Genomic DNA, 14,359 nt, shown 5'->3' on the forward strand with positions numbered 1-14,359 from the left:
ATACTTTTATTTAAAATTTATTATCTCCTATATGCTCAATCGATACTTACCTATTTTTATTATACTCGCCATCATTTCGGAAATTTTGGGCACTGTAGGCGGATTCGGTTCCTCTGTTTTTTTTGTTCCGGTAGCAAATTTCTTCTTAGACTTTCAATCTGTACTTGGATTAACTGCTTTATTCCACCTATCAAGTAATGTAACCAAGATTGCTTTATTTAAAAAAGGATTGGATAAAAAGCTAGTTATATCAATAGGTATTCCGGCAGTTCTTTTTGTTTCTATTGGTGCATTATTAAGTAAATATGTTGATCCAAAAATCTTGACTTGGTTTCTTGGTTTCTTCTTAATTAGTTTGAGTTTACTATTCTTGATTTTTACACAGCTTAAAGTAAAATCTACCACAAAAAATGCTATAATTGGAGGGACATTATCAGGATTAAGTGCTGGGCTTTTAGGCACAGGAGGAGCGATCAGAGGTATTACCATGGCGGCATTTAAAATGAACAAAGATAAATTTATTGCCACTTCCGCAATGATTGACTTAGGAGTAGACTTTAGTAGAACTATAGTCTATTATTTTAATGGTTATATGAATAGAGAAGTTTTATATTTAACTCCCTTTCTGATAGTAGTGAGCATATTAGGTACTTGGATTGGAAAAAAAATATTAAATAAAATTTCCCAAGAACAATTTCGAAAATTTGTGTTATTCCTGATATTGGCAATAGGAATAGTAAGTATCATTGTTAATTTATGATTTTAAAAGTTTAGGAAGATACTCTAAAGCTTTACTATCACGTTTTTCAAAATACTCTTCAGCATATTCTTTTAACCAATAATTATCAATAAAATTAATAAATATTGGCAACAAATGATTCTTATACTGTTTCACCTCTACTTCCAAACCACTAGGCAGTCTATGCATATACATTTTATATTCGCGATTATATTGTGGAAACTTTTCTTCTAAATATTTATCGAAATGAATCGCCACACTAATATCTGGTCGTATCTCTTTTCCATCTAAAGCATAATTTGGTAAAATATACCCTTCTTTTTCAAAACGTCCATACAATCTTATAAAAAGCTCACTCAAAACAGAAAAATGACCAGGTGCTACTCGATCCCAATTGTCATTGAATCTAATTACAAAATTAGGGATTTCTAATCGTTTAGTATGATAGTAACCTCTAACTCTAATAAGTGGCAATACCTCATTAGTGACCCATTTTTTAAACTTTTTAGCACTTTTAGAGTCATTACTAAAAATTAACTCATATAAAGCACTTTCTGATATCAAATTTACCATTTGCATTTGCCCATCTTTATAAACCTCCGTAGCAAAACGATCTTCGGGATCCAAAGAATTCCAAGTATCTATTGGATCAAAAATGCCCATAAGAATGCTAACATCCTTCATAACAAACCAAACTTGACCATCAATTTCTATAGATCCGAGTTTCTGAAAGTAAGTCGTATTTCTTTTCTTGGTGATTTGCGTATTCATATCCAAATATTGTATAATTAATTTTTCTTAAGAGGCATTTACATATGAAAGTAATTCATAAACAAGAAAAGCTGGCCAAACAAATGCTTTAAGAACACCTATTATACCTACCCAAAAGCTTGTTGCCTGACTTACATAATATATTAATGCACCAATAATTCCTAAACCATAAACAGTATTAGATGAGGCATTTTTTTGTACTCTTTCTTTCATTATAATGTGTTTTATAATTTTAACTTTTTTGCATTCTCCCAATAGCACAACTCACATAAGATTTAGCTTTTCTACCTAAATTGTTGCTATCATTAACCAGTGGATATCCAAGTTTAGTTAGTTCTTTCTGTACAGTTTCTATACCATCATCAGTATCATAATTAAAAGACACTGTACAAGTATCAGTATTAACAGATATCTCTTTAATTCCTTCTAGAGTATGTAGTTTTTTTGCAATTGTACTCTCACAACCACTACACTTCAAATTTTGAATTTTTACTGTTGTTTTCATAATCAAATTTTAAAAACATAAAAATAAAGACACAGGTGTTTTTTTACTATGATAATTATCAGTCTTTAACGTAGATAAATCTGATTAATATCATTTTTAATCAAAAACTGCAAATCTATCTTTATAAAAAATTTAGTACTAACTCTATGACAAAATCCCTTAGAATAGTAGGAAGAGTAAAAGCTTTTTTTATAGAAATTGGTGACTTATCATATTTTTCATTTCGATTTTTTAAAGAAGTATTCAGTAAGCCGTTTGAATTTCAAGAATTACTGCGTCAATGTTATCATATAGGCAATCGGTCTTTATTATTGGTTGGTGTAACAGGGTTCATTCTAGGGTTAGTTTTTACATTACAATCTAGACCTACGCTAATGGAATTTGGGGCAGAATCTTGGATGCCTTCTATGGTTGGAATATCAATCGTTAGAGAAATTGGTCCTGTAATTACAGCTCTGATATGCGCAGGACGCATAGGTTCCGGAATGGGTGCGGAAATAGGATCCATGAAAGTTACTGAACAAATCGATGCAATGGAAGTATCTGGAACAAACCCTTTTAAATATTTAGTAGTAACACGTATAACCGCAACAACCTTAATGCTTCCGTTACTGATTATTTTTGGAGATGCTATTGCGTTATTTGGATCAGCTATAATAGAAAACATAAAAGGTGCTGTTTCTTATCAATTGTATTTTAATCAGGTTTTTGATGCGATAAAATTCGGTGATATCATCCCTGCTACGATAAAATCTTTCTTTTTCGGTTTTGTCATAGGACTTGTAGGGTGCTATAAAGGGTATCATTGTAAAAAAGGAACTGCTGGCGTTGGAGAGGCATCTAACTCAGCAGTGGTATACACTTCCATGCTGTTATTTATTATTGACTTTATAGCGGTATTTGTATCTGATATATTTTTTGAAATCTAATATGATGAAAAAACAAGTAAATAAATTCCCGATTTTAGAACTTAAAGAGTTACAGAAAAGTTTTGGCAGCAATAATGTTTTAAACGGATTCAGCTTACAGCTATTCGAAGAAGAGAATTTGGTAGTTATGGGTAAATCGGGTTCAGGTAAGTCTGTAATGATTAAATGCCTGGTCGGTTTAATGCAGGCAGATAAAGGAAGTATTAAAATTAAAAATCAGGATATCACCGTCTTGGGTCAAAATGAACTAGATCTACTCCGAACAGAAATAGGTTTTTTATTCCAAGGAAGCGCCTTATATGACTCAATGACTGTAAGAGAAAATTTGGAATTTCCATTACGTAGGCATAAAGAAAAATTAAAGATGAAAGAAACCACAGAAGATCTAATTACCGAAGCATTAGAAAACGTAGGTTTAGTAGAGGCTATAGATCTTATGCCTTCTGAACTTTCTGGTGGTATGCAAAGACGTATTGCTTTAGCAAGAGCTCTAATTTTAAAACCAAAAATTATTTTATATGATGAACCTACAACTGGATTAGATCCTATTACGGCAAAAGAAATTATTCAATTAATGAGAAACATTCAGAAGAAATATAAAACATCATCTCTGATAATAACACATGATGTAGACTGCGCTAGGGTAATTTCTAACAGGATAATTCTATTAGTAGATGGAATCAATTATGCAGAAGGAACATATCAAGAATTAATACAATCAAATGATCCTCAGGTAAAAGCTTTTTTTAAACATTAAGTACAAATCAAACCAAACGTTATGCAAAAATCAGTTTCACAAAAATTAAAACTAAGTGTTTTTATAGTACTAGGTACATTATTACTGGTAACTGCACTTTATTTTATAGGAAATAAACAACATCTCTTTAGTAGCAATATTAAGGTCCTATCCCAATTTGCCAATGTTAACGGTTTAGAGATAGGGAATAATGTTAGGTATTCTGGTATAAATGTCGGTACCGTAAGTAAAATTGAAATAATAAGTGATTATCAGATTATAGTTGAGATGATGATACAAGAGAATATTAAGAAACATATTAAAAAAGACGCTGTAGCTACTATTGGTTCCGACGGTTTAGTTGGTAATATGATCATAAATATTATTCCAAGAGAAAGTAAATTATCATCAATTACTTCTGGAGACACAATACAATCATATAGCAGAATTGGTTCAGATGATATGCTTACAACATTAAATGTTACCAATGAAAATGCTGCCCTATTAACCGCAGATTTATTAAAAATAACCACCGAGATTATCGATGGTAAAGGTACACTAGGCTTATTAATAAATGATTCGACAATGGCTCAAGACCTTAAACAAACAATTTTTCAATTAAAAAAAACCAGTTCTGGAGCTTCAAATGCAATTAGCGAGCTTAATCAAATAATTTCTTCTATCAACAAAAATGAAAGTGTAGCCGGTGTTTTATTATCCGATAGTATATCTGGAAAAAAAATGAAAACGATTGTTTCTAATTTAGAGCAATCAAGTTTTGACATTAATAAGGTTACTAAAAATCTTGATTCTGCCTTAACGAATGTAGTTTCCGGAAAAGGAGCTCTGCATTATTTAACAGAAGACGAATCTTTAGTTAAAAATATAGATACAACGATTAATAATATAAAAGAAGGAACAGATCTTTTTAACCAAAATATGGAGGCGCTAAAACACAATTTCTTTTTTAGAGGGTATTTTAAAAAACTCGAAAAGGAAGAAAAGAAAAAAGACAATTAAATCAAAAACTTGTATTATGAAAATTGAACATCTCGAAGAACACGTAAATGACTATAGAACCTCAATTAAAACTGTTGTAGACAAAAGGTTACTTTGGAAAACAAAGACAAAAGGTCTACTCATCAAAACACTAAAAACTATAGTAAAACTATACGATATTGGATGGAAAGTACAAGAATTAAGTTGGATTCATAATAATGAAGCTATCAACATTACTTTTGACTCCTTCCCTAATGAATTAATAGATTGTACTAATTTGATTCCTGCATATCAATTCTTACCAGGTGGAGCATTGATTTTTTCTCAATCATATAACGGCGATATTTATATTTTCATGTTATTTCCTGAAATTGAAAACCTACCCAAAGAAAACAATGTAGTAGAATTAGGTACCTATACCCCAGAAACAATATCCGAAAAATTGATTATCGAAAAGGTCGATGAATTTCTGAAAGAAATGATACGTTGGGAAGTACCTTCTGTTAAAAGCAAGGTTGGTTATTGATATCTTATAAAAAGAGGGTGATATAATAATTCAGTAAAAGCTATGAAATAAAGCGGGTTAAAACAATTTACCAATTAATCTTATGTTAAGATCTCATATCTTGAAATCTTTGCTTTAAAATATTCTAACTTCTGTCCATTAATATTCCAAATTCCTGTCATCGAATTAGGAAGTAAGAACCCATCATAACTTTTATACGCTCCTATTTCTCCTATAAAATTTTCTAGAATAGTATCTCTATATCTTTTAGTTTCGAAATGATCTATTAAACCGTTCTCAGCAAAAAAGAAAAACCCTTCAATAGTAAGATTTCCTTTTACCATAATAGCCTTTACACTACTAGTGCTTATAGTTTCCCATGAAATATCAGAATCCAAAAATCCAACAGGAAACCATATCAATTCTCCTAAGTACCTCGCTAAAGAACTCTGATCTACTTCTCGACCAAAGAACCGAGCTATATTTTTAAAACCAAAAAAACTAACTTTCACTTCTCCCTTATTATTTATGCTCTTATCTCTGATAAGTATTGGAAAACTTTTTGCTTTCCAGATAAACCCATAATTAACTGAAGACATATATTGAACAGCTGTAAAGCTTCTCCATTTCTTATCTATACCGGCTCTGATTTTACCAGCTTGATTGAATACGACATTGCAATATTTTGGTTTTCCCAACACTCCTACTTTAATCAAATAATTTTTTACCAAATCAGGAAGTCCATTCATATCCTCTAATGAAATCTTTACATTAGACTTATTATTAAGACCAAGGAGAACTGCTTTTTCTTGTTCTACATTATTATTAAATGACAAAAAACCAATTACACCTACTAATATTAATATTATCAAGAATCCACCTATTATCCATAAAACCATTTTTCCTATTTTTTAAATACTAACACAGTCTATTTTATGATTCGACCTGTCTGATTTGTAAAATTTAAATCAAGTATAACTTCCAATAAGGATAATCACTGTTCCTCATTTAATTATTTAAAATATTAAACTTATTATCCGAATTACAACTATCCAAATTTCATAGAAAACACAATGTTTTGGAATGACATTTATCATATTTAAAAACAAAGAGAGCCATTATTTTTGAAATAAATTTAAAGATCACTATAGTTATGGACGTATCAATTTTTTTAGCTAAATTCTGGGGATGGTATCTTCTCATATTCTTTCTTATACTAAGTTTTAATACCACTCGTATAAAACAAATTTTTGAAAATCTGAAAGATCAAAAATTCTTGATAACTACCTCTTTTGTAGCTATCATTATTGGATTACTCAATATTCTTTTTCATAACATATGGGAACCAAATTGGAAATTTATAATTACCGCTATAGGTTGGATTTCATTAGGGATAGGATTAGCACTATTTATTTTTCCTGAAGGAACTACAAAGTGGCTAGAATTCATTAATATAAAGCTAGTGCAAATATTATATGTTTTATTATTCTTAATTGGAATTTTCTTACTCAACATATCCTATCAATTAGTACCATATTAATAGTATAAAAACACAAGTACGCACATAAAAAGCTGAAGAAATCAAAAGATAAAGAAAAACTATAGCCTACTAAAAATCTTATACTTTGAGTGCCAACTAAAGCATCTTATTAATGAAAAGAAAAAAAATGAATAACTTATTATTGGTAATAGGATTGATATTAGCAATTTGGATGACTCTTTCCATTGTTGTAAGAAAAAAAGGGGCAAAAAGAATATCATTTATAGGCTCATCTACCAATGAATATAAAGCACTAATCATTTATGATCCTGATCCGATTTACAACCTAGACGAAAAGATTAGTCGGTCCTTTGCTAAAGGCCTAGCTGAAAATGGATGGTTATCAACATTATCAACTGTAACTTCTACATCAGAAATAAAGGAAAAAGAACAATTTGATCTTTACGTATTTTGCTCAAACACTTACAACTGGGCTCCTGATAAGGCTATAAAAGAATACATTAATAACAGTAATCATCTAAAAGAAAAAAAAGTGGTTGCAATTACTTTAGGGAGTGGTGCAACAAAAAGATCACAACGAATACTCGAAGAATTAATAAAAAAAAGAGGAGCAAAATTAATGGGATCCAGAGAATTTTGGCTAATGAAACCTAATAACGAATCAAAATCGAAAAGATCTAACATTAAGATTGCTGTAGAAATGGCAAATACTTTTGGAAAAGAAATTGCTAAAAAAATTAAAAACTAAAATTACTTACTTATGAAAACAAACATTCAGTTCGTACAAATGCCAACAAGTGAATATATGGAAGGTTATGTACAAGAAAAATTAGAAAAATTATATAAAAAATATGATTGGATCATTAAATCAGATGTATTTTTCAAAAAAGAAAACGATCCCAAAGGAAATGGAAAAATATGTGATGTTGAATTAAGTTTATCAGGTCCAAAAATATTCGCTACATCTAACGAGAAGAATTTTGAATTAGCTGTTAAAGAAACAATTAGCGATCTAGAAAAACAACTCAAAAAGAGAAAGCAAGAGATGAAACCATATATCTAAATATTTATTAGAAATTCATAGAGGGTATTAAGGAGAGCCTTAATACCCTTCTCTATATCTTGATACGATAAAGAAATTATAAATTCAAACTTAAAAAACCGATGGTATTTTTCACTTTCATTACTTCGGTTTTGATTTCCAAAAACCATATAAAAGTTGTCCAAAAAAGTTTTTAGGCACTTTTTCATCTCCGGGAAAACCTATTTCGATAGTACCACTATTCTCCGGTATGTAATTCGTTTTAAAAATATAATCCCATACACTCAAACTAATTCCAAAGTTAACACCATAGGAATCTTTTGGTAGTGCATAAGAGTGATGGTATAAATGCATAACTGGATTATTTAAAATATACTTCATAGGTCCCCAAGTAATTTTAATATTTGCGTGATTAAAATGCCCTATAGTAATAGCTACGAAATGTACAATATAGGCTTGCTCCGGTTCAAAACCTCCTAGAATCATTACTCCAATAGTTTTCAAAGGTTTATAAAATATATTTTCCATCCAATGATATCTAAGATGAGCCGCAAAACCCATTTCCTTGACTGAATGATGAATCTTATGAAATCTCCAAAGAAAGGGATATTTGTGAAGTAGTACATGGGTAAACCACTGAACAAAATCCAAGATGATAAAAAAGACAATTAATTGTCCCCACATTGGTAAATCAGAAATGTCTAAAAGTGTCAAACTTTTAGCTGATATTCCAACATCTGCGAAAAACACTGCAATAAGTTGATAGAACCCACTAATTACAATCGCAAAAACGAAAAAATTGAAGAACATATAAAACCCATCTAACCAAAAATCTTTTCTAAAAACAGATTGTTCTTTTCTCCAAGGAAATAGTACTTCCAAACTCCAAACCAGCAATGAAATTACTATCAGACCCCAAAAATAATTTGTATACCAAGGCACTTCTAATAGTATTGAATTCCAGGTCCACTGGATATTATTGATAAAAGCATCAATAAAGGCATTGATATACTTCTCCATAGCATAAAATTTTATAGAATAACGGATACTATTCTGTCGTCTAAAACATTAAAACATTTCTTTTCCTACCTCATCTAATCAACGAAATAATTTCACAGCTTAAAAGTATAAAAAGTGAATACTTCTTTCAGTAACTTATGTTACAATATATAAATACAGAAAAACCATCTTTATAAAAACTAATAACGAATTTCAAACATTGTATAAGGTAAAACATCACCTTCTTCTATAGAAACATCAGTAACTTCAGCCAATTCTGGTCCTTTACCACACCAATCTAAGAATGTTTTTAGTTGTGTCTTATTCCCTTCAACCTCTATATAAACATTACCATCAGACATATTCTTTACAATTCCTCTTACATCTAATTCCCACGCTTTTTCTAAGGTACTTTTTCTGTACCAAACTCCTTGTACTTTTCCTTTTACAACTATATTATAATGTTTGACCATATTACTTTGTCATTAAAACTTCAATATTATACAATATACCTAAAGTTCGAAACAACTATAAAACATTTAACTATTCTTATAAATATGCATGATAATAAAACTATCACGAATTGTAAGTATGAGAATTATCATATTAATTAATCTAAACATCTTCTACTTTTGATTTTGTAAAACAATTAGATATGAAAAAAATTCTTGTTCCAATAGACTTTTCTGAGAATTCAGAATATGCATTACGTGTTGCAGCTTCAATTGCAAAGCAACAACAAGCAGAAATTATTGTGCTACACATGCTTGGTTTATCCGAAGCAATCTTAACTAAAGACGAAGCACAAGAAACTGCTGAGGCCATTTATTATTTAAAACTTGCCGAAAAAAGATTTAGTACATTTTTAAATAAAGATTTCCTAAATGGAATTAAAGTAACAGAAACAGTACAAAACTATAAGATATTTAGCGAACTAAATGAAGTCGCAAAGGAAAACAATGTAGATCTTATCGTTATGGGCTCTCATGGAAGCAGCGGATTAAGTGAAGTATTCGTTGGATCGAATACCGAAAAAGTGGTTCGTACTTCCGATGTCCCTGTGCTAGTAATTAAACATAAAATTGATGAATTTATAATTAAGGAAGCTGTCTTTGCTTGTGATTTTAAAATAGAAAACATCAAAGCTTATAATAAAGCAAAAAGATTGTTTGAATTATTAGATGCTACATTACACTTAGTTTATGTAAACTTACCAGGTGATCGATTTAGGAATTCTAATCAAATTGAAAAACGCATTAAAGACTTTCTTTTTAAGGCGGATTCTGGAAATTTAGAGAATTTTGAAAATGTATATGTCCAAAATGATTATTCTGTCGAAAGTGGAATTTTTAACTACTGTAAAAAAGTAAATGCTGATATTATTGGAATACCAACTCACGGAAGACAAGGAATATCACACTTTTTTAATGGAAGTATTGGAGAGGATATTGCAAATCATGCTAATGAACCCGTTATTACGTTTAAGATTTAGGATTATATAAGTTTTTATAGTACTCTATCAAGTCTTCTGAAAAAAGCATTTTCAGAAGACTTGATTTTTTCTTATAAAATACCTAAAGCTATTTCAACCATTTTGCTAAAAGTAGTTTCTCTTTCTTCAGAGGAAGTTCTTTCTCCGGTAACTAAGGAATCAGAAATCGTTAAAATTGCTAATGCTTTTACATTAAATTTTGCTGCAATTGTATACAAACCTGCCGCTTCCATTTCGACACAAAGCACCCCATATTCTGCCCATTTTTTATAGGAATCAAAGTCATCTTCATAGAACTCATCTGCAGATAATACATTTCCTGCTTTTATGGGAATACTATGTTCATTGGCATACTTGACAGCTTTCATTAACAAATCAAAATTTGCTGTTGGAGAGTAATCCGAATTGATAAACCGAGAATTATTAATTCCAGAGGTAGAAGAAGCTGCCATGGCAATCACGATATCTCTTAGTTTAACTTCCTTCTGATAAGATCCCGAAGAGCCTACCCTAATTAAGTTCTTTACTCCAAAATCATTTATTAATTCATGACAATAGATTAATGAAGATGGAATGCCCATTCCAGTTCCTTGTACGGAGACTTTTTTGCCTTTATAAGTTCCTGTATATCCAAACATACCACGCACTTCATTATAACATACCGGGTTATCTAAAAATGTTTCTGCAATCCATTTTGCCCTCATAGGATCTCCTGGTAACAAAACAGTTTCTGCTACCTCACCTCTCTTTGCTGCGATATGTGTACTCATAAGCGATTATTTTGAAGTTACCAAAGCTACACTAGAAGAAGTACCTAATCGAGAAACTCCCATATTGATATATTGCACTGCGGTTTTGGCATCTCTAATTCCACCTGAAGCTTTTATCTGGATTGCATCCATCGCAATCTCCTTCATTAACCTTATATCTCCTAATGTTGCTCCTCCATCTCCAAAACCGGTAGATGTTTTTATAAAATCCGCACCTGCATCAATAGATAATTGGCAAGCGATTTTCTTTTCCTCTTCAGTAAGATAACTATTCTCCAAAATTACTTTTAGCACATTATCTCCAATGGCTTTTTTGATCAAAGCAATTTCATCCTGAACAATTTTATGATAACCGGATTTAAGTAATCCTATATTTAGCACCATATCTATTTCATTTGCTCCATCATCAATACACTGTTTAGCTTCAAATACCTTAGCTTTAGTAGTCATGGCTCCTAAGGGGAATCCAACTACAGCTGCAATTTTAATATCTGATTTCATTAATTCACTACAAGCTAAACCTACATAAGCACCATTAACACATACTGAATAAAAACCATATCGTTTAGCTTCCGTACATAATTTCTTAATATCCTCTACAGTAGCTGTCGGTTTTAAAAGGGTATGATCTATATATTGATTAAGTTTCATGGGCTATTTATTAGCATTTATAATACTAATTATCTCCGTTTTTTGTAAAACTCCTGATTGTCGCCAAAGTTGTTTCCCTTCTTTAAAAAGTAACATTGTGGGTACTCCTCTAACTTGATATCTAGCTGCTAATGGTTGATTTTTATCTACATCAATTTTCACAATTTTTATTGATGTTCCTAATTCTTCTTTCACCTCTTTTAAAATAGGAGCTAATGTTTTACAAGGACCACACCAATCTGCATAAAAATCTACCAGTACAGGTGTATTAGAATCTATAATATTACTAAAGCTATCTTTCATTTTTGATTTTCTTTTATTAATTTAAAATATTCTTTTTTTGCATAAACATATTCATAATATTTAAAAGAATATAATATCCACCCAAAAGTGATAATAAATATCCCTCGTTGATATATCCCTCTATAATCAGAATGAATAAACATCAAAAAAGATCCTATTAAAGTAATTATCCCAACAAACAACGCCATCAACTTTTGACTCTTCCATCTTGCAGCGAAACTAATGACTAAAGAATATGCACAAAATGAAATACCAGTAATGATCGAAAATACAGAATGCATTTCATTTTGAAAAGAATCAAAAACGAGCTTTCGATCTATAGGAGCAGATAAATATATTGCAGATAATACGAGAGAGAAACAAAAAACAAGTAATATTAATAACTGAACACGTTGCTTTTGTAATATTCTGAAACCATTAACAAAGCTTATCAAACCAAGTAAAATAAGAACAAAGTTCATGATCCAATTATAAGGAGTTTTTTGTGCTCCTAGTTCATATAAAGTGTGTTTTGATATCGAATATTGTGGATCAGAAAAAAAAGGCAATATAAATGCTATTACTATTAGGGTAATATATAACCCACATAAAAAAAGGTAATTCTTATACTGCTTTTTTCTATAACCTTTCATCCTATTAATGGTTTATTATTATACTTTTTTATAAGATGAATAACATCATTTATTGGAACCTCTATAGCATATGTCCCTGTATATGAAGGACAGATAATACAGTCGTCAAAATAAAATTTAATAACATCTTCCGTAATAACAAAATTGTTTTTATAAACCTTAAAATCTTCCTCAGACAATTGCCAACATTCATAATATAAGTCTCCAGAATTTATTCCGTCAGATATCACAGTATTGATAGTGGTTAGCAACTCACTTTCTGAATTATCAACAAAAAAATCGTTATAATATAGAAATCCATGATTCTCTAAATCGTAATTAAGGCACTCGAACATATAGGTGGAATGTTTCATCCCCGAATAATAATTTTCTTTATAAAGTAGCACACTGATAAGTTGTTGTTTTACCGTGTATATTTTATAATCAATAATTCGTTTATCCATGCACCTGCCAATTGCTAGAGAATCACAGAATAGGACTTTATCTTCCAAAATTTCATTTTCAGTAGCTTCAATATTTAAGTGATTTTCAGACAGAAATTCATTAAACACAGAATTATTTTCATCCATATTCTCATTTAGATAAGGATACTTATAATCCAAAACATACACATCTTCAGCTTTATAGAATTGCTTATCTATGACTAGTTTCTGTAATTTATGTTCGTCATCTTTTGTAGAGATAAGACGCTCTACTTTTGTTGATTTTGTTTTTTCCTGATGTAGTTCTTGTTGCTCTTCTAATAAATACTGTATACTATCTTCACTTAGAGTATTGTCTTTTTCTATCTGTGTAGTGTAGGTTTCAGGTTTTTCTTTGATCTGAGTTTTATTATTACAAGCGATTAAGCTTAACATCACAAAACTGGTAATTAGCGTTCTCATAGGATACTTTTTATTTTATATAAATGTAATAGGGCTACTTCTTAAAAAATATGATATCCATCAGTTATATGGACATAAAAAAACGAGTCTCATCATATGAAACTCGTTTCTCATTAAGTGTTATATGTAAAATATCAAAATAAACTATTCCCAATAATAAGTAAACTATTAACTAGTAGACTCACGATCAATAGGTCTAATACTAATTTAGGCTTCTGAACTGTTAATATCGCAGCATTATGGGCACTACAAACGGATACCGTTAAAAATACTAGAAGCATTTGTATAAAACCATTACCTCCTAATAAAGTGGTCATAATTGCAATTGAGCCTAAACAAGTAGATGCAATAATTGCTAAAGCAGAATATCCAATATAATTCTCAGAAAAATCAGCGTTAATTTTTGCGTATAATGTCATGATCGTTTAATTTTTAAATTCAGTGTAAAATTACAAGGCTCTTACTAGTTAAAATATGATAAAGATCAGTTCTCAAAAATTAACTGAAGTTTTCCGAGCATCATCAATTCTGATTTATTTTTACCAGAAAAAGCTCCTGCAATACTATTAGATGTATTCCATATCAATTTCTTTATGTTATCTGTAAAAAGTGATTTATTCTCGTGATAAAAATCTTTAAATTCAAGAAAGCTATCTTCTGCAATTAATGATTCATAATCTAACCAATCAAAAACAATTTCTATTTGAAATGCAGCGTCAACGCCAAATTCATCTTCTAGATCATCAACTGCTAACCATTCTGATTTAACTAAATTTCTCAACGAAGTATACTCTGATTTACGAACTACTTTGTCCGAAGCAGCAATAGCATAAAATAATTTACCTAAGCTTTGATAAAATGTAATTCCTATATTTTCTGTTGTATTCATTTTTCTAAAATT

General features: G+C 30.2%; 22 protein-coding genes. 9 read left to right on the forward strand and 13 right to left on the reverse strand.

The genetic code is table 11. The annotated features are described in order from the left end of the window. Window positions 1-31: 31 nt before the first annotated feature. Entirely contained in the window at window positions 32-760 is a 729-nt protein-coding gene (locus J8L88_RS18880; protein WP_211061556.1) for a sulfite exporter TauE/SafE family protein, read from the forward strand. On the opposite strand, the gene J8L88_RS18885 is transcribed toward J8L88_RS18880, so the two are convergent. The 3 genes from J8L88_RS18885 to J8L88_RS18895 are packed head-to-tail and all read right to left on the reverse strand — an operon-like array spanning window position 755 to window position 2,015. Continuing rightward, window positions 755-1,510, reverse strand: a complete 756-nt coding sequence (locus J8L88_RS18885) for a Bro-N domain-containing protein (RefSeq protein ID WP_027395756.1) — start codon at window positions 1,508-1,510, stop codon at window positions 755-757. The genes J8L88_RS18880 and J8L88_RS18885 overlap by 6 nt on opposite strands. Window positions 1,511-1,537: 27 nt before the next feature. Beyond that, window positions 1,538-1,723 (reverse strand): hypothetical protein, encoded by a 186-nt coding sequence (locus J8L88_RS18890; RefSeq protein ID WP_027395757.1) that lies wholly within the window; start codon window positions 1,721-1,723, stop codon window positions 1,538-1,540. A gap of 19 nt (window positions 1,724-1,742) precedes the next feature. After that, window positions 1,743-2,015: a heavy-metal-associated domain-containing protein gene (locus J8L88_RS18895; protein WP_027395758.1), complete on the reverse strand. Its 273-nt coding sequence runs from the start codon at window positions 2,013-2,015 to the stop codon at window positions 1,743-1,745. A 146-nt stretch (window positions 2,016-2,161) separates the two neighbouring features. Between J8L88_RS18895 and J8L88_RS18900 the strand changes: the two genes are divergently transcribed. From J8L88_RS18900 to J8L88_RS18915, 4 genes are read left to right on the forward strand one after another with little or no spacing between them, the layout of a single operon-like run. Beyond that, window positions 2,162-2,944 carry an ABC transporter permease gene (locus J8L88_RS18900; RefSeq protein ID WP_211061557.1) on the forward strand — a complete coding sequence of 261 codons (783 nt, stop codon included), beginning with the start codon at window positions 2,162-2,164 and terminating at the stop codon, window positions 2,942-2,944. Window positions 2,945-2,948: 4 nt separating this feature from the next. Further along, the gene (locus J8L88_RS18905) at window positions 2,949-3,701 is read left to right on the forward strand and encodes an ABC transporter ATP-binding protein (protein WP_211061558.1); all 753 of its coding nucleotides are present in this window, start codon (window positions 2,949-2,951) and stop codon (window positions 3,699-3,701) included. Between the two features lie 21 nt (window positions 3,702-3,722). Then, on the forward strand, window positions 3,723-4,700 hold the full coding sequence (locus tag J8L88_RS18910; protein WP_211061559.1) for an MlaD family protein: 978 nt from the start codon (window positions 3,723-3,725) through the stop codon (window positions 4,698-4,700). Between the two features lie 16 nt (window positions 4,701-4,716). Continuing rightward, entirely contained in the window at window positions 4,717-5,205 is a 489-nt protein-coding gene (locus tag J8L88_RS18915) for a hypothetical protein (protein ID WP_027395762.1), read from the forward strand. Between the two features lie 80 nt (window positions 5,206-5,285). Here J8L88_RS18915 and J8L88_RS18920 read toward each other — a convergent pair whose 3' ends face one another. After that, window positions 5,286-6,083 (reverse strand): DUF6544 family protein, encoded by a 798-nt coding sequence (locus J8L88_RS18920; protein WP_211061560.1) that lies wholly within the window; start codon window positions 6,081-6,083, stop codon window positions 5,286-5,288. Between the two features lie 254 nt (window positions 6,084-6,337). On the opposite strand from J8L88_RS18920, the gene J8L88_RS18925 reads away from it, so the two are divergent. The 3 genes from J8L88_RS18925 (at window position 6,338) to hpf (ending at window position 7,748) form a co-directional block, all read left to right on the forward strand. Beyond that, complete coding sequence (locus J8L88_RS18925) at window positions 6,338-6,724, forward strand: hypothetical protein (protein ID WP_211061561.1); 387 nt, start codon at window positions 6,338-6,340, stop codon at window positions 6,722-6,724. A gap of 112 nt (window positions 6,725-6,836) precedes the next feature. Beyond that, window positions 6,837-7,433 carry a hypothetical protein gene (locus J8L88_RS18930; RefSeq protein ID WP_027395765.1) on the forward strand — a complete coding sequence of 199 codons (597 nt, stop codon included), beginning with the start codon at window positions 6,837-6,839 and terminating at the stop codon, window positions 7,431-7,433. A 12-nt stretch (window positions 7,434-7,445) separates the two neighbouring features. Beyond that, window positions 7,446-7,748, forward strand: a complete 303-nt coding sequence (hpf, locus tag J8L88_RS18935) for a ribosome hibernation-promoting factor, HPF/YfiA family (protein ID WP_027395766.1) — start codon at window positions 7,446-7,448, stop codon at window positions 7,746-7,748. Window positions 7,749-7,868: 120 nt separating this feature from the next. On the opposite strand, the gene J8L88_RS18940 is transcribed toward hpf, so the two are convergent. Both J8L88_RS18940 and J8L88_RS18945 read right to left on the reverse strand, forming a co-directional pair. Further along, the gene (locus J8L88_RS18940) at window positions 7,869-8,747 is read right to left on the reverse strand and encodes a sterol desaturase family protein (RefSeq protein WP_027395767.1); all 879 of its coding nucleotides are present in this window, start codon (window positions 8,745-8,747) and stop codon (window positions 7,869-7,871) included. Between the two features lie 179 nt (window positions 8,748-8,926). Further along, the gene (locus tag J8L88_RS18945; protein ID WP_027395768.1) at window positions 8,927-9,199 is read right to left on the reverse strand and encodes an acylphosphatase; all 273 of its coding nucleotides are present in this window, start codon (window positions 9,197-9,199) and stop codon (window positions 8,927-8,929) included. A gap of 182 nt (window positions 9,200-9,381) precedes the next feature. On the opposite strand from J8L88_RS18945, the gene J8L88_RS18950 reads away from it, so the two are divergent. Beyond that, window positions 9,382-10,218: a universal stress protein gene (locus tag J8L88_RS18950; protein ID WP_027395769.1), complete on the forward strand. Its 837-nt coding sequence runs from the start codon at window positions 9,382-9,384 to the stop codon at window positions 10,216-10,218. A gap of 71 nt (window positions 10,219-10,289) precedes the next feature. Here J8L88_RS18950 and deoD read toward each other — a convergent pair whose 3' ends face one another. The 7 genes from deoD to J8L88_RS18985 form a co-directional block, all read right to left on the reverse strand. Beyond that, entirely contained in the window at window positions 10,290-10,988 is a 699-nt protein-coding gene (gene deoD / locus J8L88_RS18955) for a purine-nucleoside phosphorylase (RefSeq protein ID WP_211061562.1), read from the reverse strand. A 6-nt stretch (window positions 10,989-10,994) separates the two neighbouring features. Continuing rightward, entirely contained in the window at window positions 10,995-11,639 is a 645-nt protein-coding gene (gene deoC / locus J8L88_RS18960) for a deoxyribose-phosphate aldolase (RefSeq protein WP_118389362.1), read from the reverse strand. A gap of 3 nt (window positions 11,640-11,642) precedes the next feature. Continuing rightward, window positions 11,643-11,942, reverse strand: a complete 300-nt coding sequence (trxA, locus tag J8L88_RS18965; RefSeq protein WP_027395772.1) for a thioredoxin — start codon at window positions 11,940-11,942, stop codon at window positions 11,643-11,645. Beyond that, window positions 11,939-12,574: a DUF998 domain-containing protein gene (locus tag J8L88_RS18970; RefSeq protein WP_027395773.1), complete on the reverse strand. Its 636-nt coding sequence runs from the start codon at window positions 12,572-12,574 to the stop codon at window positions 11,939-11,941. Before J8L88_RS18970 ends, trxA begins: the two co-directional genes overlap by 4 nt. Next, window positions 12,571-13,458 (reverse strand): RsiV family protein, encoded by an 888-nt coding sequence (locus J8L88_RS18975; protein ID WP_211061563.1) that lies wholly within the window; start codon window positions 13,456-13,458, stop codon window positions 12,571-12,573. The genes J8L88_RS18970 and J8L88_RS18975 overlap by 4 nt, the downstream gene beginning before the upstream one ends. A 134-nt stretch (window positions 13,459-13,592) precedes the next feature. Next, window positions 13,593-13,877, reverse strand: coding sequence for a hypothetical protein (locus tag J8L88_RS18980; RefSeq protein ID WP_027395775.1), 285 nt, complete (start codon window positions 13,875-13,877; stop codon window positions 13,593-13,595). A 65-nt stretch (window positions 13,878-13,942) separates the two neighbouring features. After that, window positions 13,943-14,347, reverse strand: a complete 405-nt coding sequence (locus J8L88_RS18985; RefSeq protein WP_027395776.1) for a hypothetical protein — start codon at window positions 14,345-14,347, stop codon at window positions 13,943-13,945. Between the last annotated feature and the right edge of the window lie 12 nt (window positions 14,348-14,359).

It is taken from the genome of Aquimarina sp. MMG015 (genome assembly GCF_018100855.1).
Lineage (GTDB): Bacteria > Bacteroidota > Bacteroidia > Flavobacteriales > Flavobacteriaceae > Aquimarina > Aquimarina latercula.

What these genes read in the sequence shown, in the direction of transcription:
- J8L88_RS18880 (WP_211061556.1), top strand. Translation starts at nt 32, where the DNA reads ATGCTCAATCGATACTTACCTATTTTTATTATACTCGCCATCATTTCG.
- deoC (WP_118389362.1), bottom strand. Translation starts at nt 11,639, where the DNA reads ATGAAACTTAATCAATATATAGATCATACCCTTTTAAAACCGACAGCT.
- hpf (WP_027395766.1), top strand. Translation starts at nt 7,446, where the DNA reads ATGAAAACAAACATTCAGTTCGTACAAATGCCAACAAGTGAATATATG.
- J8L88_RS18970 (WP_027395773.1), bottom strand. Translation starts at nt 12,574, where the DNA reads ATGAAAGGTTATAGAAAAAAGCAGTATAAGAATTACCTTTTTTTATGT.
- J8L88_RS18980 (WP_027395775.1), bottom strand. Translation starts at nt 13,877, where the DNA reads ATGACATTATACGCAAAAATTAACGCTGATTTTTCTGAGAATTATATT.
- J8L88_RS18885 (WP_027395756.1), bottom strand. Translation starts at nt 1,510, where the DNA reads ATGAATACGCAAATCACCAAGAAAAGAAATACGACTTACTTTCAGAAA.
- J8L88_RS18985 (WP_027395776.1), bottom strand. Translation starts at nt 14,347, where the DNA reads ATGAATACAACAGAAAATATAGGAATTACATTTTATCAAAGCTTAGGT.
- J8L88_RS18930 (WP_027395765.1), top strand. Translation starts at nt 6,837, where the DNA reads ATGAAAAGAAAAAAAATGAATAACTTATTATTGGTAATAGGATTGATA.
- J8L88_RS18975 (WP_211061563.1), bottom strand. Translation starts at nt 13,458, where the DNA reads ATGAGAACGCTAATTACCAGTTTTGTGATGTTAAGCTTAATCGCTTGT.
- J8L88_RS18940 (WP_027395767.1), bottom strand. Translation starts at nt 8,747, where the DNA reads ATGGAGAAGTATATCAATGCCTTTATTGATGCTTTTATCAATAATATC.
- J8L88_RS18895 (WP_027395758.1), bottom strand. Translation starts at nt 2,015, where the DNA reads ATGAAAACAACAGTAAAAATTCAAAATTTGAAGTGTAGTGGTTGTGAG.
- J8L88_RS18905 (WP_211061558.1), top strand. Translation starts at nt 2,949, where the DNA reads ATGAAAAAACAAGTAAATAAATTCCCGATTTTAGAACTTAAAGAGTTA.
- J8L88_RS18890 (WP_027395757.1), bottom strand. Translation starts at nt 1,723, where the DNA reads ATGAAAGAAAGAGTACAAAAAAATGCCTCATCTAATACTGTTTATGGT.
- trxA (WP_027395772.1), bottom strand. Translation starts at nt 11,942, where the DNA reads ATGAAAGATAGCTTTAGTAATATTATAGATTCTAATACACCTGTACTG.
- J8L88_RS18925 (WP_211061561.1), top strand. Translation starts at nt 6,338, where the DNA reads ATGGACGTATCAATTTTTTTAGCTAAATTCTGGGGATGGTATCTTCTC.
- J8L88_RS18910 (WP_211061559.1), top strand. Translation starts at nt 3,723, where the DNA reads ATGCAAAAATCAGTTTCACAAAAATTAAAACTAAGTGTTTTTATAGTA.
- J8L88_RS18915 (WP_027395762.1), top strand. Translation starts at nt 4,717, where the DNA reads ATGAAAATTGAACATCTCGAAGAACACGTAAATGACTATAGAACCTCA.
- J8L88_RS18900 (WP_211061557.1), top strand. Translation starts at nt 2,162, where the DNA reads ATGACAAAATCCCTTAGAATAGTAGGAAGAGTAAAAGCTTTTTTTATA.
- J8L88_RS18945 (WP_027395768.1), bottom strand. Translation starts at nt 9,199, where the DNA reads ATGGTCAAACATTATAATATAGTTGTAAAAGGAAAAGTACAAGGAGTT.
- J8L88_RS18920 (WP_211061560.1), bottom strand. Translation starts at nt 6,083, where the DNA reads ATGGTTTTATGGATAATAGGTGGATTCTTGATAATATTAATATTAGTA.
- deoD (WP_211061562.1), bottom strand. Translation starts at nt 10,988, where the DNA reads ATGAGTACACATATCGCAGCAAAGAGAGGTGAGGTAGCAGAAACTGTT.
- J8L88_RS18950 (WP_027395769.1), top strand. Translation starts at nt 9,382, where the DNA reads ATGAAAAAAATTCTTGTTCCAATAGACTTTTCTGAGAATTCAGAATAT.